Annotated in this window: 21 protein-coding genes; 10 read left to right on the top strand and 11 right to left on the bottom strand. The window is 72.7% G+C overall.

The genetic code is table 11. From position 1 onward, the window contains the following. Positions 1-75 precede the first annotated feature (75 nt). A complete protein-coding gene (locus tag AB0L65_RS38880; RefSeq protein WP_364256250.1) occupies positions 76-1,056 on the top strand; it encodes an NlpC/P60 family protein in 981 nt (326 codons plus the stop codon). Between the two features lie 6 nt (positions 1,057-1,062). Here AB0L65_RS38880 and AB0L65_RS38875 read toward each other — a convergent pair whose 3' ends face one another. Further along, positions 1,063-1,704 carry a class I SAM-dependent methyltransferase gene (locus AB0L65_RS38875; RefSeq protein ID WP_364256247.1) on the bottom strand — a complete coding sequence of 214 codons (642 nt, stop codon included), beginning with the start codon at positions 1,702-1,704 and terminating at the stop codon, positions 1,063-1,065. Between the two features lie 219 nt (positions 1,705-1,923). Further along, positions 1,924-3,774 carry a hypothetical protein gene (locus AB0L65_RS38870; RefSeq protein WP_364256244.1) on the bottom strand — a complete coding sequence of 617 codons (1,851 nt, stop codon included), beginning with the start codon at positions 3,772-3,774 and terminating at the stop codon, positions 1,924-1,926. Between the two features lie 139 nt (positions 3,775-3,913). On the opposite strand from AB0L65_RS38870, the gene AB0L65_RS38865 reads away from it, so the two are divergent. The 4 genes from AB0L65_RS38865 (at position 3,914) to AB0L65_RS38850 (ending at position 8,208) form a co-directional block, all read left to right on the top strand. Further along, positions 3,914-4,639, top strand: coding sequence for a LuxR C-terminal-related transcriptional regulator (locus tag AB0L65_RS38865; RefSeq protein ID WP_364256241.1), 726 nt, complete (start codon positions 3,914-3,916; stop codon positions 4,637-4,639). Positions 4,640-4,731: 92 nt separating this feature from the next. Continuing rightward, positions 4,732-5,259 (top strand): hypothetical protein, encoded by a 528-nt coding sequence (locus AB0L65_RS38860; RefSeq protein WP_364256238.1) that lies wholly within the window; start codon positions 4,732-4,734, stop codon positions 5,257-5,259. 385 nt (positions 5,260-5,644) lie between these two features. Continuing rightward, positions 5,645-6,964: a cytochrome P450 gene (locus AB0L65_RS38855; RefSeq protein ID WP_364256235.1), complete on the top strand. Its 1,320-nt coding sequence runs from the start codon at positions 5,645-5,647 to the stop codon at positions 6,962-6,964. Then, positions 6,961-8,208: an MFS transporter gene (locus tag AB0L65_RS38850; RefSeq protein ID WP_364256232.1), complete on the top strand. Its 1,248-nt coding sequence runs from the start codon at positions 6,961-6,963 to the stop codon at positions 8,206-8,208. Before AB0L65_RS38855 ends, AB0L65_RS38850 begins: the two co-directional genes overlap by 4 nt. On the opposite strand, the gene AB0L65_RS38845 is transcribed toward AB0L65_RS38850, so the two are convergent. After that, on the bottom strand, positions 8,137-9,276 hold the full coding sequence (locus AB0L65_RS38845) for an ATP-binding protein (RefSeq protein ID WP_364256229.1): 1,140 nt from the start codon (positions 9,274-9,276) through the stop codon (positions 8,137-8,139). The genes AB0L65_RS38850 and AB0L65_RS38845 overlap by 72 nt on opposite strands. Before the next feature lie 361 nt (positions 9,277-9,637). Here AB0L65_RS38845 and AB0L65_RS38840 point away from each other — a divergent pair, with 361 nt between their 5' ends. Next, entirely contained in the window at positions 9,638-10,147 is a 510-nt protein-coding gene (locus AB0L65_RS38840; protein ID WP_364256226.1) for a hypothetical protein, read from the top strand. Here the strand turns inward: AB0L65_RS38840 and AB0L65_RS38835 are convergent. The 5 genes from AB0L65_RS38835 to AB0L65_RS38815 form a co-directional block, all read right to left on the bottom strand. Next, a complete protein-coding gene (locus AB0L65_RS38835; protein WP_364256223.1) occupies positions 10,134-11,042 on the bottom strand; it encodes an LLM class flavin-dependent oxidoreductase in 909 nt (302 codons plus the stop codon). The genes AB0L65_RS38840 and AB0L65_RS38835 overlap by 14 nt on opposite strands. Positions 11,043-11,098: 56 nt before the next feature. Continuing rightward, a complete protein-coding gene (locus tag AB0L65_RS38830; protein WP_364256220.1) occupies positions 11,099-12,190 on the bottom strand; it encodes an FAD-dependent oxidoreductase in 1,092 nt (363 codons plus the stop codon). An 87-nt stretch (positions 12,191-12,277) separates the two neighbouring features. Next, the gene (locus AB0L65_RS38825) at positions 12,278-12,748 is read right to left on the bottom strand and encodes a MarR family winged helix-turn-helix transcriptional regulator (RefSeq protein ID WP_364256217.1); all 471 of its coding nucleotides are present in this window, start codon (positions 12,746-12,748) and stop codon (positions 12,278-12,280) included. A 57-nt stretch (positions 12,749-12,805) separates the two neighbouring features. After that, complete coding sequence (locus AB0L65_RS38820) at positions 12,806-14,698, bottom strand: DUF2264 domain-containing protein (protein ID WP_364256214.1); 1,893 nt, start codon at positions 14,696-14,698, stop codon at positions 12,806-12,808. A 77-nt stretch (positions 14,699-14,775) separates the two neighbouring features. Continuing rightward, positions 14,776-15,789: a LacI family DNA-binding transcriptional regulator gene (locus AB0L65_RS38815; RefSeq protein WP_364256211.1), complete on the bottom strand. Its 1,014-nt coding sequence runs from the start codon at positions 15,787-15,789 to the stop codon at positions 14,776-14,778. A gap of 227 nt (positions 15,790-16,016) precedes the next feature. Between AB0L65_RS38815 and AB0L65_RS38810 the strand changes: the two genes are divergently transcribed. Beyond that, the gene (locus tag AB0L65_RS38810) at positions 16,017-16,478 is read left to right on the top strand and encodes a GNAT family N-acetyltransferase (RefSeq protein ID WP_364256208.1); all 462 of its coding nucleotides are present in this window, start codon (positions 16,017-16,019) and stop codon (positions 16,476-16,478) included. Here the strand turns inward: AB0L65_RS38810 and AB0L65_RS38805 are convergent. Continuing rightward, positions 16,455-19,046, bottom strand: a complete 2,592-nt coding sequence (locus AB0L65_RS38805; RefSeq protein WP_364256205.1) for a LuxR C-terminal-related transcriptional regulator — start codon at positions 19,044-19,046, stop codon at positions 16,455-16,457. The genes AB0L65_RS38810 and AB0L65_RS38805 overlap by 24 nt on opposite strands. 76 nt (positions 19,047-19,122) lie before the next feature. Here AB0L65_RS38805 and AB0L65_RS38800 point away from each other — a divergent pair, with 76 nt between their 5' ends. Together AB0L65_RS38800 and AB0L65_RS38795 are read left to right on the top strand one after the other, a co-directional pair. Next, positions 19,123-20,202, top strand: coding sequence for a hypothetical protein (locus AB0L65_RS38800; RefSeq protein ID WP_364256202.1), 1,080 nt, complete (start codon positions 19,123-19,125; stop codon positions 20,200-20,202). A gap of 43 nt (positions 20,203-20,245) precedes the next feature. Continuing rightward, positions 20,246-21,499 carry an epoxide hydrolase gene (locus AB0L65_RS38795; protein ID WP_364256199.1) on the top strand — a complete coding sequence of 418 codons (1,254 nt, stop codon included), beginning with the start codon at positions 20,246-20,248 and terminating at the stop codon, positions 21,497-21,499. Between the two features lies 1 nt (position 21,500). On the opposite strand, the gene AB0L65_RS38790 is transcribed toward AB0L65_RS38795, so the two are convergent. Then, a complete protein-coding gene (locus AB0L65_RS38790; RefSeq protein WP_364256196.1) occupies positions 21,501-22,376 on the bottom strand; it encodes a dioxygenase in 876 nt (291 codons plus the stop codon). 65 nt (positions 22,377-22,441) lie between these two features. Next, the gene (locus AB0L65_RS38785) at positions 22,442-23,746 is read right to left on the bottom strand and encodes a M28 family peptidase (protein WP_364256193.1); all 1,305 of its coding nucleotides are present in this window, start codon (positions 23,744-23,746) and stop codon (positions 22,442-22,444) included. A gap of 76 nt (positions 23,747-23,822) precedes the next feature. Here AB0L65_RS38785 and AB0L65_RS38780 point away from each other — a divergent pair, with 76 nt between their 5' ends. Then, entirely contained in the window at positions 23,823-24,650 is an 828-nt protein-coding gene (locus AB0L65_RS38780) for an alpha/beta hydrolase (protein WP_364256190.1), read from the top strand. Positions 24,651-24,660 lie beyond the last annotated feature (10 nt).

The following is a 24,660-nucleotide window of genomic DNA, read 5'->3' as shown; positions in this document are numbered from 1 at the left end:
CAAACAGGCCAGACAGCCCTTTCACTTCTGTACTATTTCGCCCCAGGTTCTGGAGATTTACGAGGAGGCGTCGTAGTGGCCCTGCCGACAAGGCTTGGACGAACAGCGGCGGCCGCGGCCCTGTCCCTGGTCGCACTGGCCGTCACTCCCGGCGCCGCCGTGGCCGAGCCGTCGCCGGCCAAGGCCAGAGCCAAGCTCGTGAAGCTGAACGAGCAGGCCGACCAGGTGGTCGAGCGGTACAACCAGGCCACGGAGGCGTACAAGAAGGCCAAGAAGAAGTACGACACGCTCAACACCGAGCTCCGCCTCAAGGACGCCCGAGCCAGTTCCCTGCGCGACGACCTCGTCCGGCTGGCCGTCAACGACTACCAGTTCGGCCCGATCAGGGGGTGGGAAGGGCTCGCAGGCCAGGCCGATCCCACGGCGATCCTGAACAGCATGGCCTCTTTCCGGGAGATGGCCGAGTCCCGGGCGGCCAAGGTCCGCGCCTACGAGGCGGCCACCAAGGAGCTGCGCGACCGGCGCAACGACGCCAAGACCACCCTGGCCGAGTCCGACGCCGCGCGCGACAAGGTCAGCGACGAGAAGTCCAAGATCGAGAAACTGATCGCCGAGCAGACCAAGCTGCTGCGCAGGCTGGGCGCCTTCAAGACCGGCGACCCCAACAGCGCCGGCATCAAGTACACGGGTCCGGCCTCCGGCAATGCCCGCCTGGCGCTGCAGTTCGCCTTCGCCCAGGTGGGCAAGCCGTACCGGTTCGGCGGCACGGGACCGGGCTCCTACGACTGCTCCGGCCTGACCCAGGCCGCCTGGCGGCAGGCCGGGGTCGAGCTGCCCCGTACGACCTGGACCCAGTGGAGCTGGGGCTCCGCCCGCCGCGTCCCCCTGAACGCGTTGCAGCCCGGGGACCTGCTCTTCAGCAAGGGGCTGGGGCACATGGGCATGTACGCCGGCAACGGGAAGATGGTGCACGCGCCGCAGACCGGGGACGTCATCAAGGTCGTCGATCTGGACGACTACTGGCGCACCCGCCTGCTCGGCGCGGTCCGCCCCTGACCGGCTCTACGTGGTCCGGTGAGCCCGGCCGAGGACGTGCGCGAGGGCGGGGACGGGCGGCTGCGGCGCGAAGGCGAACCGCTCGACCTCGTCCACGGCGAAGCCCGCCCGCCGGATCGCGGCGAGCGTGTCGCGGTTGGGACTGCACCTTCCGGCCATGCGCCGCCACACCGGGGTGATCGCGTCCTGGAGCAGGCCGAGCGCCGGGTTGGACGATCGTACGTGCTCGTAGAAGCGCAACTCCCCGCCCGGCCTGAGCACCCGGGCGATCTCGGCCAGCGCCGCCGGTGGCGAGGGCACGCTGCACAGCACGAGCGAGACCACCGCGGCGTCGAAAGCCTCGGCCTCGCCCGGCAGAGCCTCGGCGTGGCCGGCCACGACCCGCACGGGCACGGGCGCCGAGGCGGCCTCGGCCTCGGCGAAGCGGCGCAGGGTGTCCTCCGGTTCGACCGCGACGACTTCGCTGACCGTCTTGGGATAGTGGGCGAAGTTGCGGCCGTTGCCGGCGCCGATCTCGATCACCCGGCCCTCGAGCCCGTCCAGGAGCCGTTGCCGGTGCTCCCGCCCGCCGCGCAGGTCCGCGGCGGCGGAGGCCTGGACGTACACGCGGGCCAGGCGGGGATGCTGAAATCCGGACAGGTCAGTCACGACGATCACCTTTGTTAGCGGGCTACCGTCTTCCAGACTGGCTCATGGCGGACGAAAACGGCCTGCTACCGACTCGCGGGCCCCGGTCGGCGCGGTCGGCGTGGACCCCGGTCGGGCGGGCACCGCTCGGCGCGGACCCCTGGTCGGCGCGGTCGGGGCGGCCCCGGTCGGCGCGGTCGGTGTGCGTGCCGTCGCCGGGACGACGGCACGCACGGGTCGTCATTTCTCGCAGCGGATGGGGTAGGTGGTCTGCGCCGTCGGCTTGTTGTGGTTCAGGACCTCGATCCTGATCGTGCCGTCGGTCCTGGCCGGCCGGCTCCAGCTGAACGCCTGGATGCCGAGGACCCCGCTCTCCGGCATCTTGTGGGTGAAGGTCTCCCCGGCCTGGCCGTCGATGACCCAGTGGTAGCTGACCTCCGTGCCCGCCGGCGCCTTGAACTCGCCGAAGGCCGTCAGGTACGGGTCGGCGACGCAGTCCCCGTAGTAGCCGACCGACTCGATCTCGGTGATCTGCACCGTGCCCGGCGACGGGTCGGGCTGCGTGCAGGTCCAGGTGTAGGGCTCCTGCTCGGCCGGCTTGTTGTGGTTCAGGACTTCCAGGCGGACCACGCCGGAGCCGCTGGACCTGGCGTTGCTGTACCAGAAGTCGCCGATCCTGCTCCGTACGCCGGGCTTGAGCGTGGCGGCCCTGAGCGTGCCCGGCTTGCCGTCGACGACCAGGCGGTACTTGATGTCGGCCGCGCGGTCCGTCACCACCATGGCGTCCGCCCGCAGGGTGAACGAGCCGTCGCACTGGCCGGTGAAGTGGGAGGTCAGCATGTACTCGGCGGTCAGCTTGGCGTCGCCGCCCTCCTCGACGCAGGTGAAGGAGAACTCGCGCTCGGCCGGCTCGCCGGGGCCGCCCTCGGTCGCGAGGCCGAGCGTGTGGGTGCCGTTCCGGCCGGAGTCGAGGCTCCAGGTGGCGGACACGTCACGGGTGCGGGGCTGGTCGCCGGCGGGGAAGTCGACGGTCTGCGGCGTCCACTTGACCCCGTCGAGGATCCACCAGTACGTGACCTTGCGCGCCGGGCCGGCCGGGAGCGAGATGCGGCCGGTGGCCTGGTACGAGACGGGCTCCAGGCAGCTGCCCTCGTAGTCGCCGGGGGTGACGTCGACGATCTGCGGCACCGGCTTCTGTGCGGGCGGAGGCGTCGTGGGAGGCGGCGTCGTAGGCGGAGGCGAGGTGGGCGGAGGCGTCGTGGGAGGCGGCGACGTCGGCGGAGGTGTCGTGGGCGGAGGTGTCGTGGGCGTGGTGGAGCAGGTCACCTGGTAGGTGGCGCGTCCGGAGTCGCGGCCGCCGGCGTTGAGGATGCGGATGGCCTTCCAGCCGCCGGTGGAGCTGCCCACGGACAGCGGCAGCGTCACCTGCCGGGTACGGGGCCCGCCCGCCGCGAAGTACAGCAACTCGGGCCGCCCCTCCCCCGCGCTGCTGTCGATCCACTGGTAGTCGACCCTGGCGGGCGTGCGCGACACCTGGACGGTGCCCGTGAACACCACCGTCGTGGGGCAGGCGCCGCGGTAGGTCGCCGGGTTCGCCTCGACGTCGGCCGCGGCGACCAGCGGCCTGCCGGGCTCGGCGGGCAGCGGGTGGGCGCCGTCCCACACCACGACGGGGCCCGCGCACGCGACGCTGAAGCGGCCCTTGGCCGACAGCCCCTTCCTGCCGAGGATCTCCACGGCCTGCCAGCCGGAGGTGCTCCGGTCGAACGTCTGGCGGTCGGTCACGATCACCTTGCGCGTGCCGTTGACGCGGAAGCTCTTGATGGCGCCCTTGCTGCCGTCACCGCGTACCCAGCGGTAACGCACGGTTCCCCGGCCCTTGGCCGCGACCACGGCGGAGAAGCCGACCGTGGTGGGGCAGGCGCCGGACTGCTTGGCGGGGCTCACCTTGACCTTGGCGGTCCTGACCGCAGGCGCGGCTGTCCTGACCGCGGGCGCGGCCGAACTGACGGCGGGGGCGGCGAGCGCCGGAGGGGCGGCCAGCAGGCTGCTGAGCAGCGCGGCACCCAGCAGCAACGCTGTCCTTCTCATCGGGGGTCCCTTTCTTTCCACAGAGGAGGGACCATGCTCCCCGGCCCGTCTTGGGACTCACTTGGACCTCTCTTGTAACCTCCGCCACAAGTGCCGCCAAGGGATCGGACAGAATGTCCCAATACGGATGAGGGGGCGTGTGAACGAGAGCGTGGCGTTGGCCCAGCTTGCCCAGCGGCTGGAGGAGGTGGTGGGCGAGCTACGCGGCATCCCCGTCGACGTCGAGCGGGTGGAGGACAACGAGCTCGTCCGGGAGCAGATCGCGCAGGCCGCCGCCACGGCCCGCGAACTGCGCGCCATGCACCCGGTGGGCTCGGCGGAGCACGGCCGCGAGGAGCAGAAGAGCCGGCTCCGCGTGCTGGACGCCCTGCGGCGCGGCATGACGATGCGCACGATCGTCCACGCGAGCGTCCTGGACGACCCCCGCAAGGCGGCCCGGATCAGGGAGCTGCACGCCACCGGCGACCTGCACCGGGTCATCGACGAGCCGATCCAGCAACTGCTCGTCTTCGACCGCGCGGTGGCGTTCATCCGGATCACCCCCGTCCCGTACTCGCCGGGGGCTCTCGTGATCAGGCAGCAGAGCCTGATCGCCATCCTCATCGACCTGTTCGAGCAGACCTGGGCCAGGGCCAGGGAGACCACCGAGCCCGCGCACCGGCTGACCCAGCGGGAGCGCGAGGTGCTCGCGCTGATCGCCGAAGGGCGCTCCAACAGCGCCGTCGCCCGCGCCCTGTCGATCACCGAGGCGGCCGTCGGCAAGCACGTGGCCGGCGTGTTCACCAAGCTCGAACTGCCCGCGACCGCCGACGACAACCGGCGGGTGCTGGCCGTGCTCGCCTACCTGCGCGGTGCGGCGGGGTAGGGCGGCGGGGTAGGGCCAGGACTACCCCGACCTCGTCCCAGCCCCCCTGTGGGCGGGATCCGGCGCGCAGTTCAATGAACGTCATGCAACGTATGACTGGATTGCTGGTCGGCGCGGTCTTCGGCGCGGTCTTCGTCGTCGTCAACGCGCAGAGCCCGCTGAACACCTTGACCGTGAACGTCCTGCGGGCGGCCGCCTGCCTGGCGGCCGCGAGTGTGATCGCCATGTGGTTCGTCGCGGCCCGGAGAGAGCACACCGGCGGGGGACCGCGGCGGAACATGTTCGGCCGCGGTTACCTGATCGTCGTCGCCGCCGAGGCGCTCCTGCTCTTCGGCGGGCTCCGGGTGCTGGCCGCCTGGGGGCTCCCCGCGCAGGCCAACGTGGCCTGGGTCGCGTTCGTGGTCGGCGTGCACTTCATCGCCCTGGCGCCGGTCTGGAAGGACCGGGGCATCGCCGTACCCGGTGTGGTCCTCACCGTGCTCGGCGTCGCCGGCCTGCTCCTGGCCCCGACGGGCGCGGTCGCCTGGGTGCCGCTCGTCAGCGGCGTGCTGTCCGGGGTGGCGCTCCTGACCGGCGCCGTCGCCTTCGGCTGGCGCAGCGTGACGGCGCGAACGGCCTAGCCCGCGCAATGCCGCGCCTTTATGAAATGTGTGCTGATCCGTGCGGATGCCTGCCATTTCGTGCGAGCCCTTGCGCCCCGGTTACCGGGGAAATCCAATGGGGTTCGCGACCGGGCGAATAAAGCCGCGTCGGTCTTCACGCAGAAAGGAGGTGTCGGAGAATGGCATTCGCCAAGCACACCGCTGCCACACTGCTGGGCCTGAACAAGGGCCGGATGGGCGGCCGCTACCCCTGGGCTGACTTCTAAAGAACGGGTGCCCGCCCGGTGGGCGGGCGAATACCCCAGGTGAATGACCGCGGTTTCCACGCCGGTGCGAGCCCCCCGGCGCGTGCCGGCGTGGGCCGCGTTCGCGATTGCCGGCCACCACCGAAAGGGTCAGAGCGATGAGAAAGCCTGCCGACACAATGCCGCCGGGGCCGCGCGGACGCTGGCCCGTCGGCAACTCCTACGACTACGACCGGGACCGGATCGGATTTCTCCGGCGCTGCCAGGCCGATTACGGCGACATCTTCACCTTCAGCCCGGCCACCATCTTCGTGGCGGACCCCGAGCTGATCGGCGAGCTGTTCAAGAAGTCGAACGAGCTCTATCTCACCGAGGAGTCGCTGTTCCCGGCCCGGCATTCCGACCAGGAGGTGAGCGACCACCTGGACGGCTGGATGCGGGCCCGGGGCCGTGCCTGGCACGGCATGACCAGGAACGTCATCAGGTCCCACGGGCACCGGGTGACGGACCTGCTCGACGAACGCCTCGCGTCGCTCTCCGGCCGGGCCTTCCACGTGGTGCCGTTCATGCGGAGCTACAGCGCCAAGCTCTCGGCGATGTTCTGTTTCGGCCTGGACAACGAGGCCGTTTTCGATGCCGCGGAGCGGCGTTCGGGGCTGGCGCTGCCGTTCATGGACTCGAGCCTGACCTTCCCGAGCTGGCTGCCGCTGCCGTCCATCAAACGGGTGCAGCGGGCCGAGGCCGGGGTGAACGCGGCCATCACCGAGAAGTTCCGGCAGCGCAAGGCCGCGCCGCACGAAACGCCGGAAGACCTCATCGACCTGCTGCTCGCCGACGATCCCGACATGCCCTCGGAGGACGAGGCCATCAACTTCCTGACGTCGATGATTCTCGCGTCGTTCGGCTCGCCGGGGGCGACGATGGCGTGGGTGATCAGGGAGATGGCCCGGCGGCCGGAGGTGCGGGAGCGGCTGCGGGAGGAGGCGCTGGCCGTCATCGCCGACTCCGGCGGCCTCGCCAACGAGCGGAGCCTGCCGTACGCCGACGCCGTGACGAAGGAGGTCATGCGGCTCTATCCGCCGACCTGGCTCATGGGGCGCAAGGTGCGCAAGACCTGCACGTTCGGCGGCTACACCCTGCGGCCCGGCATGGACGTGCGCTTCAGCCCGTACCTCATCCACCGCGACCCCCGGTTCTGGCCGGACGCGGAGGAGTTCCGCCCCGAGCGGTGGCTCGAAGCCACGCAGCAGCCCCGGTTCACCTACTTCCCGTTCGGCGCCGGGCCGCGGGTGTGCCTCGGCATGCACCTGGGCGTCTACCAGGCCATCGTGGGGACCGCGCACATCGCGGCCCACTACGACATCGAAGGGCTCGACCTGCAGGACTCCGACGCCATCGCCGGTCCGGTGCTGGAGCCGCTGGCGCTGCGGGTCAGGATGAGGCGCACCCACGCGGGACGGACCGTGGTGGGGGCATGACGGCGAAGGCCGGCCGCTTCCGGGACGCCCTGGCCATCGGCGAGTTCCGCGCGATCTTCGCCGCGCACACCGTGTCGATGACCGGGAGCGTCCTGGCCCAGCTGGCCCTGACCGTGCTGGTCTACCTGCGGTCCGACTCGCCGCTGCTGGCCGCGGTGACGTTCGCGCTGCCGATGCTGCCGCAACTGGTCGCGGGGACGTTGCTGTCGGCGCTGGTGGACCGGGTGCCGAACCGGCGGCTGCTGGTCGGCTGCAACCTGATCTCGGCGGTGCTGGCGGCGGCGATGGCGGTGCCCGGCGCTCCGACGGCGGTGCTGCTGGCGCTCGGGTTCGCGCTGGGGCTGATCCGGCCGGTGTTCGGCGGCGCGCGGGCCGCCACGATGCCGCAGGTGCTGCCGGGCGACGCGTACGTGCCGGGGCGCAGCCTGATGCGGGTGGTGGCGCAGGTCGCGCAGATCGGCGGCTTCGCGGTGAGCGGCATCGCGCTGACCGTGGTCTCGCCCGGCACGCTGCTGCTGGCCGACGCCGTGTCCTTCGGCCTGTCCGCCGCGCTGCTGCGGTTCGGCACGCGGGAGCGCCCGGCGGCCGCGGGCTCCGGGCAGTCGCTGGTGCGCGACTCGCTGTCGGGGATCGGCCGGCTCATGGCGGTCCGGCCGCTGCGGCGCCTGCTGGTGTTCGCCTGGGCGGTGCCCGCGTTCGCGGTCGCGCCGGAGGCGCTGGCGGTGCCGTACGCGGCGGAGCTGTCGGCGGACGACACCGTGGGCGCCGGTCTGCTCCTGACCGCGCTGCCGCTGGGCACGGTGGCCGCCGAGTTCGCCGGGAACTGGACGCTGTCCGCCGGGCGGCAGGTCCGGCTGATGGCGGCGCTGGCCGCGCTGTGCTTCGCGCCCCTGCTCGCCTTCGCGTTCCGGCCGCCGATCCCGGTGGCGGCCGGGGTGCTGTTCGTCGCGGGGCTGGGCGCGTCGTTCCAGCTCGGCCTGGACCGCATGCTCCTGGACGCCGCGCCGAAGGAGCTGCTGGGGCGGGCGCTGAGCGTGCGGGCCTCGTGGATGATGTTCTTCCAGGGGCTCGGGTTCGCCGTGGCGGGGCTGGCCGCCGAGTTCGCGCCGACCACGGCCGTGATCACGGGGGCGGCGCTGCTCGGGCTGCTGGCCGCCGGGGTGTTCGCGCTCTCAGGCGTTCAGCCTCGGTACGTTGCGCTCGCGGATCAGGCTCTCGGCCAGGATCCGCAGGGCGAGCGGTGAGCCTCCGGCCTCGACCACGTACCGGCGGCACTCCTCCCGGTCCCGGTGCGCGAGCTCGACGTTGAGCGCGGCCGACAGCACCCTGAACGCGTCGTGGTCGCTCAGCGCGCTCAGCTCCATCGGCAGCGCACCCTCCCGGATCACCAGGTCGCTCAGGTATGTCCGCGCGCTCACGACGACGGTGCACGTGGGCGAGCCGGGCAGGAGCGGGCGCACCTGCCGTACCGACCGGGCGTTGTCCAGCACGACCAGCATCAGCTTGCCGGCCAGCACGCTCCGGTACAGGCAGGAGGCCTCCTCCTCGTCGTCGGGCGCCACCCGCACACCCAGCGCCCGCAGAAACCTGACGATCACCGGATGCGCCCCAGCATCTCCCGATAAATCCGCGTAAAGGTGGCCGTCGGGGAACCGCGCCGCCGACCGGTGCGCCCACTGGACGACCAGCGCCGACTTGCCGATCCCCGGCGGCCCGGTCACGAGGACGAGCGGGCCGGCCGCCAGGTCGCCGTACGGCCGCCGCGACCACTCCTCCAGCTGGGCCAGCTGCGGCTCCCGCCCGGCGAACCCGCGGATCGGGCGCGGCAGCTGGCGCGGCACCGGCAGCGCCGGATCCCGCCCGGCCGGCGCGGGCGCCCCCTCCTCACCCGCCGCCAGCGCCAGATCCCGCTCGGCCAACGCGGGCGCCCCCTTCTCGCCCGCCGCCAGCGCCCGCCAGGCCCGGCGCCACCGCCGCACCTGCTCGGCCGCGTGCCGCTGCTGGCCGCAGGACATCAGGCAGGCCCGTACGAACGCCTCCACCAGGGCCAGCCGCGGCAGGCCGCGCGGGCCGTGACCGCGCAGCACCGCCGAGACCGTCGTCTCCGGGAGCGCGTCGACCCAGGTGCCGTCCGCGAGCTCCACCGAGCCGCCGAGGATGCGGAGCCTGCGCAGCGACGGCTGCCCCGACCATCGGCGCAGCGCCACCAGGCGCTGTAACAGCTGCTCCGCGACCGAGCAGCCCTCGGGACCCGGAATTTCCTGGTCGGGGTCTTCCGGGTAAACGGCGTTACCGGGCGTGGGCGCGCGCATTACGGCCGACTGATAACGTCGTGGGGAATGCGCGTAAATGAGGCCCCGGCGTGCTTCGCATGAGCATTTTGTCCCCCGCCGAGTCACGACTTATGCCGGGGGCCGATGTCCGGAATTTGACTTCTCCGCCGCGCCCGTTTCTTTCTCGAGTTCGGCCTGGAATTACCGTGGGCGGCTCGGAGAAGATACGCGTTCAGGTGACCACTCTCCGTATATCGCCGGGCGAATTCCGCGGGGAGCGCCGCGCGAATGCCGCCGCACCGGTGAAGTTCCGGCTCCGAGCTGCTCGGCTGAGCCACCTCCGCCCTACCGGCGGGTGCATCCTGATGGGGGAAGCACACACCCGACCGGGAGGTGGGCGTTGCGGGACGGACGGGGGCCCGGCGGATCAGCCGGGAAGACGCATAGGGCGAAGGCGGGGGTCCGTGGGGGCGGGCTCCGGCTCGGCGTCGTCGAGCTCTATGGCCTCGGCATGCTGGCGCTGGCCGTGGTGAGCGCGTACTTCGCCGTGCTCGCGGCGGTGCCGGAGATCCGGGCGGCGCGCGGCGAGGGCACCACGGGGACGTTCACCGCCGAACATCTCGAATGCTCCATCTACGGCAGCTGCTCGTGGCATGGATCGTTCCGCTCGGACGACGGCGGCCTGCGCCTTGCCGACGCCTGGCTCCACGGCCGCGACGAGGACGAGCTGTCCGCCGGCGACCAGGCTCCGGCCCTGTACGCGGGCCACGACGGCGGCAAGGTCCACGCCCCGGGAAGCCACGACCTCCGGGCCCTGGGGGCGTTCTTCGTGGTGGACCTGCTCTTCGCGGGTTACGCCCTCACGTTCTTCCCGGGCGTACGGCTGACGCGCCGCCTCAGGAGGCCTTGATCGCCTCGCGCACGGCCGGGACGATCTCCCCGGCCCAGCGGCCGAGGGTGACGAGGTCGGCGACGCCGTGATCGGCCGAGAAGAGGATGAAGCCCGACGCGCCATGCTCCAGCACGGCCCCGGTCAGTTCCTCGACCCACTGGCCGACGGAGCCACCGATCCAGCGGCCGTCGCCGTCACGGGTGGCGGGCAGCGGCCGATCGGTGATGCGGCCCGGGAAGTTGTAGATCGTACGGATCTCGCGCGGATCCCGGCCCGCGGCCGCCGCCGCCTCGTCGATGATCGGCCGCGAGGTCCGGTAGCGCTCGCTGAGCCAGTCCGCCGCGTGACCGGGGAGCCAGCCGTCGGCCACCCGGCCGGTGGCGGCCAGGGATTTCGCGCCGTTCGATCCCGTCCACACCGGGGGCGCCGCGACGGGAGCCGGCTCGATCTGGCGCACCTGGTAGTGGCGGCCCTCGTAGGTGACCGGCGGGCCGCCGCCCGACAGCTTCTTGACCAGGACGATCGCCTCCTCGAAGGCGTCCACGGCGGCGCCCGGCGACAGCCGGGGCACGCCCATGTCGGCGATCCGGTCCCACAGCCCGCCCGCGCCCATGCCCAGCACGACGCGGCCCTGCGACAGCGCCGACAACGACGTGACGGTCCTGGCCAGCATGGGAGCGGGGCGGGTCGGCAGGTTGGTGACGTTGACGAGGCCGGCGACGTGCCGCGTACTCCCCAGGATGAACCCGAGGGCGGCGTACGCGTCCAGGCGCCTGCCGATGTAGGGGTGGTCCGACAGCGACAGGAGGTCGAGACCGTCGCGGTCGGCCTGCTGGGCCATGCGCAGCAGCTCCGGCGCCTCGTCGACGCCGCTGTGCGCGCCGAAGCCGAAGACGACGTCGTGTCCGGACATGGTTCTGCCTTTCCTTTCGAATTTCATGATCACACCTGCCGCGGCCGGGAGGCCCTTCAGGCGGCGCCGAACTGCTCGGTGAAGCGGCCGGTGAACAGGTCGGCTCCCTTGTACGCCGACACCGTCTCGGCCGGGACGACGGCCGGGCCGTCGGGGCTGGGCAGCTGGCCGACACCCCCGCGCGGTCCGAGCGGGAGCAGGATCATGGGGTGGGGCAGGGGCCGATATGCGGCGGTGGGCCGCTCGCCGCGCAGCCGGGCGAGGATGTTGCCCGCGACCACCTCGGCGTGCTGCATCGCGTACCCGGCCATCTTGGCCTCGGGGACGTCAGTGATGTCGCCGATCGCGTAGACGTGGTCGTACCCGTGGACGTTGAGCGTCTCGGTGACCCGCACCTGCCCTTGCGGGGTGCGGGTGGTGAGCCGGCCGTCGGCGAGGTAGTCGCTGTTGACGCGCACGCCGTAGGCGCGGAACCAGATGTCGGCGGTGATCTCCTCCCCGCCGGCGGTGGTGACGGTGAAGGTCCCGGCCTCGCCGGGCTCGGTCGCCGGCGGCGCGGTCAGGTGGGTGCCCAGCCGCAGGTCGATGCCGAGCTCGCCGAGCTGGCGGTGCAGGTCCTGGCGCAGCTCCGGCTCGAACGCCGGCAGGAGTTGCCCGGCCGGGTCGACCACGGTCACGTGCTTGTGCGCCCAGACCTCCTTGATCTCCCCGGCCAGCTCCAGACCGACCGGGCCGGCGCCCAGGATCAGCACGTGTTCGGCGCTGGCCAGCTCCTTGTGGGTCGCGCGGAGGTCGTCCAGGACCTGCTCGGTGGAGTCGGCGACGGGCTTGGCCGGGTAGGTGTAGCTGGAGCCGGTGGCCAGGACCAGGTAGTCGGCCTCGACCCGCTGCCCCGAGGCCAGGGTGACGCCGCCGGGATCCACGGAGACCGCACGGTCGCGGATCACCGTGCCCCGGGTCAGGAACCCGCTGTACGGGAAGAACATGTTGCTCCCCCACTCCGGCCGGGTCACCGACCGCAGCGACCCGGCCGTGTTGAAGAACGCGTCCCGGGGATCGACGAGGACGACCTCGGCCTCGGCGTCCAGCGCCTTGGCCAGCGCCGAACCGCCGTAACCACCGCCGACGACCACAACTTTACGACTCATGATTGCACGCCCCGATCAACAGAATAGGTTGAGTTCGTGCTACGAACCATATTAGTTCGCTACACGAACTGCAACCCGGGGGCGGCTTTACGAGTGGGCCCCCTCACCGGGCTCCAGGAAGACCACGGGGACCTTGTTGTCCTGCACGACCCGGCCGAGCAGGTCGGCGAGCGCGTCACGGTCGGCGACGGCGAGGCCCGTGGTCAGGTTCTCGATCCGCGCGCAGGTCTCCGCGTAGAACTCCGCGGCGAGCTCGGAACCCTTCCTGGTCAGCGCGATCCGCAGCGCGCGCGAGTCGTGCGGGTCCGGCCTGCGCTGGACCAGGCCGTTGCGCTCGGTGCGGTCCACCAGGCCGGTGAGGCTGGACTTGGCCAGCCCCAGCATCGCGCCCAGCTCGCTCATGCCGTACGGCTGCGCCATCAGCACGCACAACAACTGCCCCTGTTGCGAGGTGAGGCCATATTCCCTGGCGGACTCGGCGTACACGGCGTTCGTCAGGAACGTGGACCGCACCAGCGCGGCCACCACCCCGATCCGCTCCCCATCATGCTTTTCCACGCGTTCAGGGTAACATTCAAATGCCTGACAATTCGTAGGACGAACTACCCCTTCAGGTCAGAGGCGGGTGGTCACGTAGGTCTTGCGCACGTGCCACTCCACCAGGGGGCCGGCGCCGAGGCGGACCGTGATCGGATCCCCGGCGGGCGGACGCAGGGTGACCTCGTCCCCGTTCACCCGCACCTCCGGCATCGCCGGCTCCCGTTCGGCCGCCGTGAGCAGGACCAGGCTGACGTACACGGCGGTCCCGCCCGGGTGGGCGTCGCGGATCAGGTACGGCGTGGCGGAGTGCGCTCCGAAGGCGTTCACGCCGTGCCCGCTCGCCACGCCCGCCCCCGTGTAGCCGTGCAGCCCGCGCACCACGCTGGTCAGGCCGTCCGCGCGCCGGGCCAGCGCCCAGGCGTCCCCGGACCGGGCCTCGGGCGGCCGCGGACCGGCCACCGCGTGGCCGCCGTCGCGTACCCGGTGTCCGGCGGGCGCCGTGACCTGGTGGATCCGGATCTCGGCCGGGCCGTCGACCACGGAGGCGGTCACCACGCGGACGGGCCCGTCCTGGTACGCCGAGGCGGCGAAGCGCTCCCCCATGGCGAGAGGTTCGATGCGGCGCCGCCGGGAGGGCGCCCCCTGCGGTGAGACGACGGCGAGCTGCCCGTCGACCGCCTGCTCGCCGAGGTCGGGGCCGGTGTGGCTGGTGTAGGCGAGCCTCAGGTAGTGCGGGTCCGGCGGCCCCGCCGGGTCCTGGACGCGGTCGCGGTCGCTGCCGTGGTTGACCAGCCGGACGACGCCGTCCTCGCGGGTGGCGTGCAGCAGCCAGCCCGGCGGGGACATCGCCACGACCTGGTCGGCGAGGTCGACCGGCGCGGCCGTCTCGGCGTCCGTCCAGGCCGGGTGACCGGGCGGCAGCAGCAGGCCGAGGAAGGCCTTGCTGGCCCAGTACGGCGAGGCGGGGCCGGAGTAGTCCTGGGTGCCGGGCGGGAAGGCGTCGTACCAGCCGCAGGTGAGCAGGCCGCGCTCGTCGGGGACGCCGCGCTCGACGAAGTGGCGCAGCACGCCGCTCGCGATCCGCCTGGTCCGCCCAGGGGGCAGGGGCGAGGCGCCGGTCAGCGCGCCCAGCCAGAGCGGCGCGACCGTCGCGAACCGGTAGATCAGGGACCGCCCCTGGTGCACCGGCCCGCCGTCGGCAGCGAACAGGTGCTGGTAGTGCTCCAGGAACCGGCTCAGGCGGTCCGCGTAGAGCCGCCCGCGGGCGGTGTCGCCGGCCATCCGCGCCCACAGCGACGGATACAGGTGCATCGCCCAGCCGGAGTAGTAGTCGAAGTTCTTGCCCTTGCCGTCGGAGTACCAGCCGTCGCCGACGTACCACTCCTCGATCCGCTCCAGCCCGCCGGCGATCTCGCCGGGGTCGTGCGGCCCGCCCACCTCGGCGAGGAACTGCTCCACGACGACCTGGAACAGCACCCAGTTGTTGTCCGGCGTGCGCCGCCCGACGAACCCCGCCAGCCAGGCCACCACCCGCTCCCGCTGCTCCGGAGACAGCCGGTCGAACAGCCAGGGCCGGGTCTCGTGCAGCGCGAGCGCGATGGAGGCGGCCTCCACGAGCGGCTGCGACATGTCCGTCAAGGGAGGCCAGGCGTACGGGTGCGCGGGGTCGGTGCCGGCCACCAGCCCCGCCGCGTAGCGCTCCAGCAGGGCGGGCGGCACGTCGCCGCCCGCCCCGGCGATGCGGAAGGCCGCGAGCAGGAACGTGCGGGCGAACCCTTCCAGCCCGTCGCTGACGGTGCCCGACCGGCTCGCCCGTCCGGGGAGGCGGTATTGGGCGAAGCCGTCCGTGGCGTACGGCGCCACGGAGTCGAGCAGGTGGTCCGCCACGCTCTCCCAGTGGGCACGGGTCCAGCCGGTGAAATCGGACAGCTGCGGGTCGGCAGGCGGGAGGCGCAGGGGGGAGGACATGGACCGGATACTACGGCATCCACCTGGGCAGACCTTCGACGGAGTGGCATCGTCCCTGTAAACGGTTTAACTCCGCCTCAGACGTGCAGAAGAGGGCGGACGGAGTCGCGGACGATGATGTGCGTGCCGAGCATCACGTGCCGGCTCGCCCCGGCCGTGTCGGTGTCCAGGGCCAGCCGCACAGCGGTCCGGCCCAGCTCCTCGTGCGGCACGTGCACGGTGGTCAGGTCGATGTCGTCGGCCGGCGGAAGGTCGTCGAAGCCGACCAGCGACACGTCGTCCGGCACCCGCAGGCCGCGTTCCCGCAACGCCGCCCGGGCCCCGGCCGCCAGCAGATCGTTCCCGGCGAACACCGCGGTGAAGTCACGCGGCCCCGCCTCCAGCCGCTCCCGCATCATGCGGTAGCCGTCGCGCCGGTCCATCACCACGCTGTCCACCTCGAGCCCGGGGTCATGCGCCACCCGGTGCGCGGCCAGCGCCGCCCGATAGCCCGCGATCCGGCTCTCCGGCGTCGTGTAACCGGCCCGCCGCCCGAGGAACAGGATCCGCCGGTGACCGGCCGAGAGCAGATGACTGGTGATCGCATGGGCGCCACCGGTGTTGTCGTACTCCACCACGATGGCCGGCACCTCCTCCCCCAGTGCCGGACGCCCGCACAACACCAGCCGCGACCCCGCCACCGCCAACGCCCGCGCGTAGTCCGCCATCCGCTCCCGGTAGGCGTCGTCGATCGGCATGTTGCCGACCAGGATCACCGCCTCGGCGTGCTCCTCCCGCAGCAGCCGCACCATGGCCAGCTCCCGCTCGGCGTCCCCGCCCGTCGTGCCCACGATGCACAGCCGGCCCTCGCGCACCGCCTGGTCCTGCACGCCCTGCGCCACGTGCGCGTAATGCGGGGACACCACCGAGTTCACCACGATCGCCACGCTCTTCGGCCGCGCTCCCGCCAGCCCCCGCGCGTGCGCGTTGGCCACGTAGTCGAGCTCCCGGACCGCCCGCATCACCTTGCTCCGGGTGGCGGGAGCGCTCGGGTACGAGCCCGACAGGATCCGCGACACGGTCGCCACCGACACACCGGCGTGCTTGGCCACGTCCCGGATCGTCGAGGGACGAGGTCGATCATCCTCAGGAACGGCCCGGCGAGGCATCCATCCCCCTTATCCCCGCTGTTAAAGCGGTTTAACGATATCGCACGACGGCGCTTCAGGCGCGAGTCCTGCCCCCGTGACCGGCGCGCTACCGGGACGCCAGGCCGCGCAGCGGGCGCGACCGGCCGCTGATGGCAGCGTCCGCCCCAGGGCCTCGTAGGCTGGCCCGCGTGGAGATCCGCGACAGAACCCCCGACGACCTGGACGCCTGCACGAAGGCCCTCGCCGAGGTCCAGGCCGGCGACCGCTACCCCGTGGACTGGCCGCGCGACCCGGCCGGCTGGCTGACGCCGGACGGCCTGATCGGGGCGTGGATAGCCGTCGAGGCGGAGGCGGTGCTCGGCCACGTGGCGCTCACCCGGGACATGGAGGTCACCCGCCTGTTCGTCACCCCCGCCGCCCGCGGGAGCGGCCTGGCCGCCCGGCTCCTCGACACCGTCCGCGCCGCCGTCGAAACCCCTCTCAAGCTGGAGGTCTCCTCCGAGGGGACGGCCGCCATAGCGTTCTACGAACGCTCCGGCTGGCGCAGGGTCGGCAGCGGCCGCGCCCGCTGGCTCAACGCGGCCGGTGAGCCGGCGCTGGTGTATTACTACGTGAGCCCGCCCCGGTCAGGTGAAGAGCAGGTCGGCTAGCTCGGCCCGGCTGTTCAGCCCGGTCCGCTCGTAGACCTGCACGAGCGTGTTCGCGACCGTCCGGCGGGAGAGCACCAGCCGGTCGGCGATGTCCTGGTTGCTCAGGCCCGAGGCGGCCAGCTGCGCGATCTGCCGCTGCCTGGCGGTCAGCTGCGGCGCGGCCAGGCCGGTCAGCGCCGGGGTGCGGGCGCCTTCGCAGCGGCGGGCCAGCCGCCACGCGCGGGTCTCGGCGGCCCGCTGCCGCCGTGGCAGCCCCTGCCTCCGGTACGCGGCCGCGGACTGGGCGGCGGCCTCCGCCGCGTGCAGCAGCATGCCGAGCGACTCGAAGGCCAGCGACACCGCGTCGAGCTCCTGGGGAGCGTCCTCGGCCGCCGCGTGCCGGGCGAGGATCGGGGCCAGGTCGCCTTCCACGGAGGCGGCCAGCCGGGCGAGCCGGTCGGCGACCAGGCCGGAGGCGCCGAGCCGGACTGCGTCGTGCAGTGCGTACAGCTCGTACGCTCGGAGCTCCCCGGCCGCGTCGGCGGTCTCGAGCGCCGCCTCGACCGCCCCGGCCAGGTCGCCGTCCGCCGCGAGCGCCCACGGCCGCGCCAGCCGGAAGGCGAACTCGACCTGGTGACCGACCCGCAGGCCCAGCTCGCCGGCCAGCTCCGTGGTCGCCCGCACCGCGGCCACGTCGCCGGTGAGCGCGTACGCGTGGGCCAGCTCGGCCAGGCACAGCCCGCCGTGCAGCGTACGGCCCCGCAGCCGCACGGCGGCCTGCCTGCACAGCCGGACGGCCTCGGCGGGCCGCCCCTGGAGCCTGGCCACCCGGCCGCGCAGCGCCCCGAACATGATCAGCGCGCGGTCCCAGCCCACATAGTCCTCGCCGATGCGGTACCCCACGTCGGCGAACCGGCCCGCCGCGGCCAGGTCACCGGCGAGAACGGCGGCGCCGGCCCCCGTCTCCGCCAGCGTGGCCGTGACCGACGGCAGCCCTCCGGGCAGGTCTCCGACGCTGCCGAGCGCCTCGTCCACGCGGGCGACGGCCTGCCGGGCGCGTCCTTCGTGGACGAGCCGGCCTCCCTCCAGCGGGGCCAGCCCGAGCTCGAACCGGGAGCTGAGCGGGGCGATCCGGCGGATCTCCGCGACCGACCGCCCGAGGTGGTCGAACATGCCCATCATGTACTCGATGGAGCCGCGCATCACCAGGAGGCCCTGGCGCGGCTCCGTAGCGGTCATCGTGGCGCAGGCGTCCGTCAGCATGGCCCGGGCCTCGGCCTCCCGGCCCAATCCCCAGAAGAGGTTGAGCGCGTGCACGGACACCAGGTCGGCCCGCGTCATGTCGTCCGCCGGGGCGTCGGCCAGGTCCGGCAGGACGGTCTCGGTCTCGTCGTACCGGTCGTCGTAGAACAGCACCGACGCCAGCGCCAGGGCGGCCGTGGGCCCTCCCCCGACCGCCAGCGCGGCCCGTCCGAGCCGGGCCGCGAGCCGCAGGTCGCGGACGTTCCGCGCGATGTTGCAGGCCTCGACGAGCGCGGCGGGGTCGCCGGCCGTCCCGCTGTCGAGCCGCCAGACCGCGACGCGGAGCGGGTCCGCGCCGGTGCGGCCGCCCACCTCGTCGGCCAGGCTCCTGAGCACCTCGCGGGTACGCAGCGTGCCGCACCCGGCCCGGATCACCTCGCCGTAGAGCGGATGCGCGAGCCGTACGGACAGGGGCTCAGGAAAGTGCGGGGGCTCCAGGGGCCGGGCGGGCGGCGGCTCGGGCGAGATCGTGACGAGCTGGCGATCCTCCAGGCGCCGCAGCGTCTCCAGCGGGGCGAGCGCGGTCAGCGCGTCCACGGACAGCGGCTCGCCGTGGGCGACGAGCTCCAGCGCGGCCCGTTCGCCGGGGTCGACGTCGCCGATCCGGCTCTCGATCAGCTCGCGCAGCCGCGTCGTCACCGAGATCTCGCCCGACCAGTGCCACACCCCGCGCCTTTCGGCGAGCGCGCCGCCAGACTCGCCGGCCAGCACCAGCTCGCGCAGGAACAGCGCGTTGCCCTCGCTGGCCCGCCACAGCCGCCGGACCGTAGGCGCCTCGACCTGCCCGCCCAGCGCTCCGGCCAGGACCAGGCCGGCCTCCCGGAGCGTCAGCGGGGCCAGGTCCAGGCGCGGGAGCAGGTCGTCCTTCCACAGCGCCGTCACGGCGTCGGGCGCGCGTTCCCCGCTGCGCGTCGTCGCCAGCACGCGTGCCCGGCCGCCGATCACCAGGTGGTGCACCAGTACGGCCGAGACCGGGTCCAGCAGGTGGGCGTCGTCGACCATGAGCACCAGCCGCTCGCGGTCCAGGGCGTCGGCGGCCCAGCCGATCACGTTGCCGTGCGGCGGCTGGCCGGGCAGCAGGTGCGCCATGGCGCCCAGCGGGAGGTCCGAGGCGGCGGCGGTGGCGAGGATCCAGGTCACGTCGCCGGCGCCGGACAGCGCCTCGGCCGCCAGGCGGCTCTTGCCGGCGCCCGCCGGCCCGGCCACGACGGCGCCGCCGGCCTCCACCGCCGATCGGATCGCCGCGAGCTGGGATTCCCGACCGGCGAAGGGCCACAGATGACGCACAGAGGGATGGTACGGGCGAACGTTTGAGTAGGCCATGCTCTATGCGGGACCTCGCGGGGTGGGAGACGTTCTGCACATGACCGCGATGCCATCCCGCGCCCACCTCACCCCTCTTGTACGGAAATATCTGGACGATGAGGGCGCCGAGGTGGAGTCCATCCGCGTGGAGCCGATCGACCACACGTCCGGCACCCCGTCCACCGGCGGCCTGCGCCGGGTCAGCGGCACGACCGCGTCCGGCCGCACCTGGTCCTTCTTCGTCAAATCCCTCCATTCCGCCCGGCACTGGGCGAACATCGAGGTGATCCCCGAGCCCGCCCGCACGGAGTTCGTCGCCGGGTTCCCGTGGCGGACCGAGGCCGACGTGTACACCTCCGGCCTGCCCCTCCCGCCCGGGCTGCGGCTGCCCCGCCTGTTCCTGGTCGACGACCTCGGCGACGAACGCCTCGACCTGTGGCTGGAGGACGTGCGCACCGCCCCCGGGGAGTGGGACCTGACCAGGTACGCCGCCGCGGCCCGCGCGCTGGGCCGGCTCGCCGGGCAGCGTCCCGCCGACGGCTCCCGCCCCCGTACGGCGCTGCGGACCTACGTCGGCCGGCTGCTCACCCGGCACGCGCTGCCCATCCTGCGCGACCCCGCCCTCTGGCGGCACCCGCTCGTCGCCGCGCACGCCGACCCGCTCCTGCAGATGGACCTGGACACCCTGGCCCGCCGCGTCCCCGCGCTGCTCGCGGCCGCGGACCGCCTGCCGCACACCATGGCGCACGGCGACGCCGGGCCGCAGAACCTCCTCGTGCCCGCCGACGACCCCGGCCGGTTCGTGGCCATCGACTGGGGCTGGCAGGACCCGGTGCCGATCGGCTTCGACCTCGGCCAGCTGCTCGTGGGCCTGGCGCACGACGGCCTGACCGAGCCCGGCGAGCTGCCCGTGATCCATCGCGCGATCCTGGCCGCGTACCAGCGAGGGCTGGCCGACGAAGGCGTGCCCGCCGGCGACGCCGCGGCCGGGTACGTCACCACGCTGGTCCTGCGCAGCGCCTTCACCGCGATCCCCGCCGAGCGCCTCGGCGAGCCGGTCACCGACGACCTGCGCGAGCTGTTCCGCAAGCGCGTCGGCCTGGCCCGCTTCATCGCCGACCTCGGCCTCGCGCTCTGATACATCACGAAATTAAATAAATCTCTGATATATTTTGCCGTCGATGGCACCTGAGCAGGAGACGACGATGAGCGACGAGACCCGGAGCCCGCTGGCGCCGGAGCCGATCCACGTGCCCGACGACGTGCTCGCCGACCTGCGGCGGCGCCTGGAGCTGACCCGCTGGCCGGACGACGCGGGCAACGACGACTGGAGCTACGGCGTCAGCCGCGCCTACCTGCGGGAGCTCGTCGACCACTGGCACACCGGCTACGACTGGCGCAAGGCCGAGGCCGCGATCAACGCCTACGAGCACTACCGCGTCGAGGTCGACGGCGTCCCCGTGCACTTCATGCGCAAGCCCGGTGTCGGCCCGAGCCCGACGCCGCTGATCCTCACCCACGGCTGGCCGTGGACGTTCTGGCACTGGTCCAAGGTCATCGACCCGCTGGCCGACCCCGGCGCGCACGGCGGCGACCCGGCCGAGGCCTTCGACGTCATCGTCCCCTCGTTCCCCGGCTTCGGCTTCTCCACGCCGCTGCCGGACCACCCGGACATGAACTTCTGGAAGGTCGCCGACCTCTGGCACATCCTCATGACCCGGGTCCTCGGCCACGAGCGGTACGCCGCCGCCGGCTGCGACGTCGGAGCCATGGTCACGGGGCAGCTCGGGCACAAGTACGCCGCCGAGCTGCACGGCATCCACATCGGCTCCGGGCAGAAGCTCACGCTGTTCAACGGCGACCGGGCCTGGGACCTCAGCGGCGGGCAGCCCATCCCCGAGGGCCTGCCCGCCGACGTCCACGCCCGGATCGTCGCCCTGGACAGGCGCTTCGCCGTCCACCTCGCCGCCCACGTCCTGGCCCCGAGCACGCTCTCCTACGGCCTGACCGACTCGCCCGCCGGAATGCTCGCCTGGATCCTGGAGCGCTGGGCCAGTTGGAGCGACCACGGCGGCGACCTGGAGTCGGTCTTCACCAAGGACGACCTGCTCACCCACGCCATGATCTTCTGGGTGAGCAATTCGATCGGCACCTCGATCCGCACGTACGCCAACAACAACCGCTACCCGTGGACCCCCTCCCACGACCGGCAGCCGCCCGTCGAGGCCCCCACGGGCATCACCTTCGTCGGCTACGAGAACCCGCCCGGCGTCACCACAGACCAGCGCGTGCGGCACTTCGCCGGGAGCGACCGCGGCGCCTGGTACAACCACGTCAACCTGACCGTGCACGACCACGGCGGCCACTTCATCCCGTGGGAGATCCCCGGGGAGTGGGTCGACGACCTGCGGCGCACGTTCCGCGGCCGCCGGTAGCTCACCGGCTCTCGCGCAGCCGCAGCTCCACGTGCGCGTGGCGGAACGGGACGGGCATGCCGTACGCCGCCGCCGGCTCCGCGTCCTCGGCGCGGACGAAGTCCAGCACCAGGCTGTCCTTCACACCGAACACCGCGTCCGAGTCGAGGTAAGGCGACTCGGAGACGAACACGTGCGTGGTGAGCGGCGCGTGGCCGTCGGCGCCGGCGATGAAGTGGATGTGCGCGGGCCGGTAGGGGTGGCGGCCCGCCGCCGCCAGGAGCTCCCCGACCGGCCCGTCGTCGGGGATCGGGTACGGGGCCGGAAGGATCGTGCGGAACGCGAAACGTCCCTGGTCGTCGCAGGTGAACAGGCCACGCAGGTGCCCGGTGGGGACGTCGTCCCGCTGGACGTCGTAGAAGCCCTTCTCGTCGGCCTGCCAGACGTCCACGACCGCGCCGGGGAGGGGGTCGCCGCCGGCCGCGAGCACCTGCCCGGTGACGAGCGTCGGCTCGCCGCCGGGCACCAGGGAGATCGGATCCCCGAGCCGCCGCGGCGGGGAGTCGACCATGTGGAACGGCCCCAGGACGGTGGAGTCCGTGGCCCCGGCGGGCGCCCGGTTGGCCATGGTGTCGACGAGCATCGACAGGCCGAGCACGTCCGACAGCAGGACGAACTCCTGGCGGGTGGCGTCGCAGGTCTGCCCGGTCCTGGTGAGGAAGCCGACGGCCGCGTCGAGCTCGGCCTGGGTGAGCTCGACGTCCTTGGCGAAGGCGTGCAGGTGACGGACGAGGCTGGTGAGGACCTGCCGCAGCCGGGCGTCACGGGCGCCGGCGAACGACGCCGCGACGACGTCCTCGGAACGCTCTTCGGAGAACCGAACGGGAGTCTGTGACATCGTGATCACGTCCTGGCGACGTTGGGGCGTTGTCCCCCAGCATGACCATGGCCGGCGGGGCGCCGCTACCCGCGGAGGTCCGCCGGGGTCCAGCCGGCGGTGCCCGCCACGATCCGGACGGCCGCGCGGGCCAGCGGCTCCAGCCCAGCCACGTCGATCTTGTCGATCGTGTCGGCCGAGTCGAACAGGTACATCGGCGCTGACAGGAAGTGCACCAGCGGCACCCCCTCGGGGTGGAAGAACGCGCCGTCCGTCGGCGGCATCGGCGAGAACACGTCCGGGGGCAGGACGAACGACCGCCGCAGGTCCTCCGCCTCCAGCGTCGCGGCGACCAGTTTCTCCAGCCGGGGGGCTCGTGTCGTGAACCACCATCTGACCTCGGGCTCGGCGGTCGGCACGAGCGTGCCGTCCACCGCCTCGCAGCGGAGCGCGGCGTGCTCCAGGTGCAGTTCGAGCACGACGCCGGCCAGCTCCGCCCGGTGGCGGTCGATGAAGGCGCGGGTGCCCGCCGCGTGGGCCATGTGCCCGGAGGTGAGCAGGAACGTCAGGTTGTGCGGGCGTTCCTCGGCCGGGACGCGGGCCCAGTGGCGGGCGACGGCCAGGACGAGGGCCAGGCCGGAGGCGTCCTCCACGGCCGAGGCCCACGGGGCGTCGTGGTGCGAGGCGACGATGACCGTGTGGGGCGAGCTGCCCGGGAGGGTGGCGACCACGTTGTGGGTGATCACGGTGTCGGTGGCGGACTCGGCGATCAGCTCCCCCTCGCACGGGAGGCGGGCCAGGAGCCGGCGGGCGTCCGTCCCGGACAGCCACAGCGCGGGGATGGGCCGCTCGACCGCGTCGTACGGCACGTAGTAGTCGCGGGTCTCCCAGGGGAGGCCGGTCAGCGCGCCGATGAAGCCCGCGGCCCCTGCGGCCAGGGCGGGCTCGACGACCTCCATCATCCGCGGGCCGAACGGGATCGTCTGGACGAGGGTGTCGAAGACGCCCTCGGGGTCGTACGCCGAGGTGGCGAGCGTCTTGACGTACGACTGCGGCAGCTCGCTGAAGGTCACCTCGTCCACGACGATGTCGCCCGGCCGGGCGTCGGCGAGCCGCGCGATCCGGCCCCGCAGGCCGCCGGTCGGCGCGGTGTGGGGCAGCGGCATGCCGGTCCACGAGGTGCCGTCGTCGAGGCGCAGCAGCCCGGTGCCCGGCTGCCAGCGCGGCACCTCGACCGGCTCGAGCGTGACCTCCAGGCCGAACTCCGCCAGGCGCTCGGCCAGCCACCGCTCGGTCCACGCGTCCGCCGGGTAGCCGGGGCGGCGGACGCCCTGGCCCACGACGGTCTCGATCCAGCCCAGCATCTCCGCCGCGGAAGGCACGTGCTCCATGGCCACGATCCAACCATTGACACGACCCACTTGTGAAGCGAGAGTTTCGGTCATCCGTACAAATTATGGAGGCTGTATGAAGTTCGTCGTGGCCGCCGTCGCGCTCGTACTCGGGCTCCTGGCCAGACCCGCCCAGGCCGCGGACACCATCGAGGCGCACTACAAGGTCGCGGGCCCGTGGACGGTCGCGACCGCCGACGCGACCGGATACAAGCTCTACTACCCGGCCGACCTCGGGGCGGGCGGCTTCAAGCACCCGATCATCACCTGGGGCAACGGGACCAACGCGGTGCCCACGCAGTATCCGGGGCTGCTCAACCAGCTGGCCTCCTGGGGGTTCGCCGTGGTCGCCTCCACCGACACCACGACGGGCACCGGGTCCGAGATGATCGCCGCGGCCCAGTACCTGATCGACCGGAACACCGACAGCTCCAGCGTCTTCTACGGCAAGCTCGACGTGACCAAGGTCGGCGCGGTCGGCCACTCCCAGGGCGCGGGCGGTTCGGTGAACACCGCCACCAAGTCCGGCGGGCTCATCGACACCGTCGTCCCCATCGCGCTGCCCGCCCCGATCTGGGTGAGCGCGGGCGACGCGTTCCACGTGGACCAGCTGACCTGCCCCGTGCTGTTCGTCAGCGGGTCCAGCGACACGATCATCTCCCCCAACTCGGCGCTGCAGACGTACTACGACCAGGTCCCGGGCGCGGCAGCCAAGGCGCTGCTCAAGGGCGCCGGCCACAACACGATCCAGGGCACGGGCGGCGGCTTCCTCGGCTACGTGACGGCGTGGCTGATGTACCAGCTCCAGGGCGACACGTACGCGCGCGGCGCCTTCGCGGGCACCTCGCCCGAGATCAACACCAACGCCAACTGGCAGAACCAGGTCGAGAAGAACCTGCCTTGAGGAAAACGGA

The organism is Nonomuraea sp. NPDC052116 (genome assembly GCF_040680035.1).
Lineage (GTDB): Bacteria > Actinomycetota > Actinomycetes > Streptosporangiales > Streptosporangiaceae > Nonomuraea > Nonomuraea angiospora_A.
This window is presented reverse-complemented; position numbering and strand designations above follow the sequence as displayed.

Excerpts from the sequence above, each read along its gene's own strand:
- AB0L65_RS38845 (WP_364256229.1), bottom strand. The coding sequence starts at position 9,276 with ATGCGCGCGCCCACGCCCGGTAACGCCGTTTACCCGGAAGACCCCGAC.
- AB0L65_RS38835 (WP_364256223.1), bottom strand. The coding sequence starts at position 11,042 with ATGTCCGGACACGACGTCGTCTTCGGCTTCGGCGCGCACAGCGGCGTC.
- AB0L65_RS38785 (WP_364256193.1), bottom strand. The coding sequence starts at position 23,746 with ATGGAGCACGTGCCTTCCGCGGCGGAGATGCTGGGCTGGATCGAGACC.
- AB0L65_RS38870 (WP_364256244.1), bottom strand. The coding sequence starts at position 3,774 with ATGAGAAGGACAGCGTTGCTGCTGGGTGCCGCGCTGCTCAGCAGCCTG.
- AB0L65_RS38860 (WP_364256238.1), top strand. The coding sequence starts at position 4,732 with ATGACTGGATTGCTGGTCGGCGCGGTCTTCGGCGCGGTCTTCGTCGTC.
- AB0L65_RS38820 (WP_364256214.1), bottom strand. The coding sequence starts at position 14,698 with ATGTCCTCCCCCCTGCGCCTCCCGCCTGCCGACCCGCAGCTGTCCGAT.
- AB0L65_RS38800 (WP_364256202.1), top strand. The coding sequence starts at position 19,123 with ATGACCGCGATGCCATCCCGCGCCCACCTCACCCCTCTTGTACGGAAA.
- AB0L65_RS38850 (WP_364256232.1), top strand. The coding sequence starts at position 6,961 with ATGACGGCGAAGGCCGGCCGCTTCCGGGACGCCCTGGCCATCGGCGAG.
- AB0L65_RS38855 (WP_364256235.1), top strand. The coding sequence starts at position 5,645 with ATGAGAAAGCCTGCCGACACAATGCCGCCGGGGCCGCGCGGACGCTGG.
- AB0L65_RS38790 (WP_364256196.1), bottom strand. The coding sequence starts at position 22,376 with ATGTCACAGACTCCCGTTCGGTTCTCCGAAGAGCGTTCCGAGGACGTC.
- AB0L65_RS38795 (WP_364256199.1), top strand. The coding sequence starts at position 20,246 with ATGGCACCTGAGCAGGAGACGACGATGAGCGACGAGACCCGGAGCCCG.
- AB0L65_RS38780 (WP_364256190.1), top strand. The coding sequence starts at position 23,823 with ATGAAGTTCGTCGTGGCCGCCGTCGCGCTCGTACTCGGGCTCCTGGCC.
- AB0L65_RS38830 (WP_364256220.1), bottom strand. The coding sequence starts at position 12,190 with ATGAGTCGTAAAGTTGTGGTCGTCGGCGGTGGTTACGGCGGTTCGGCG.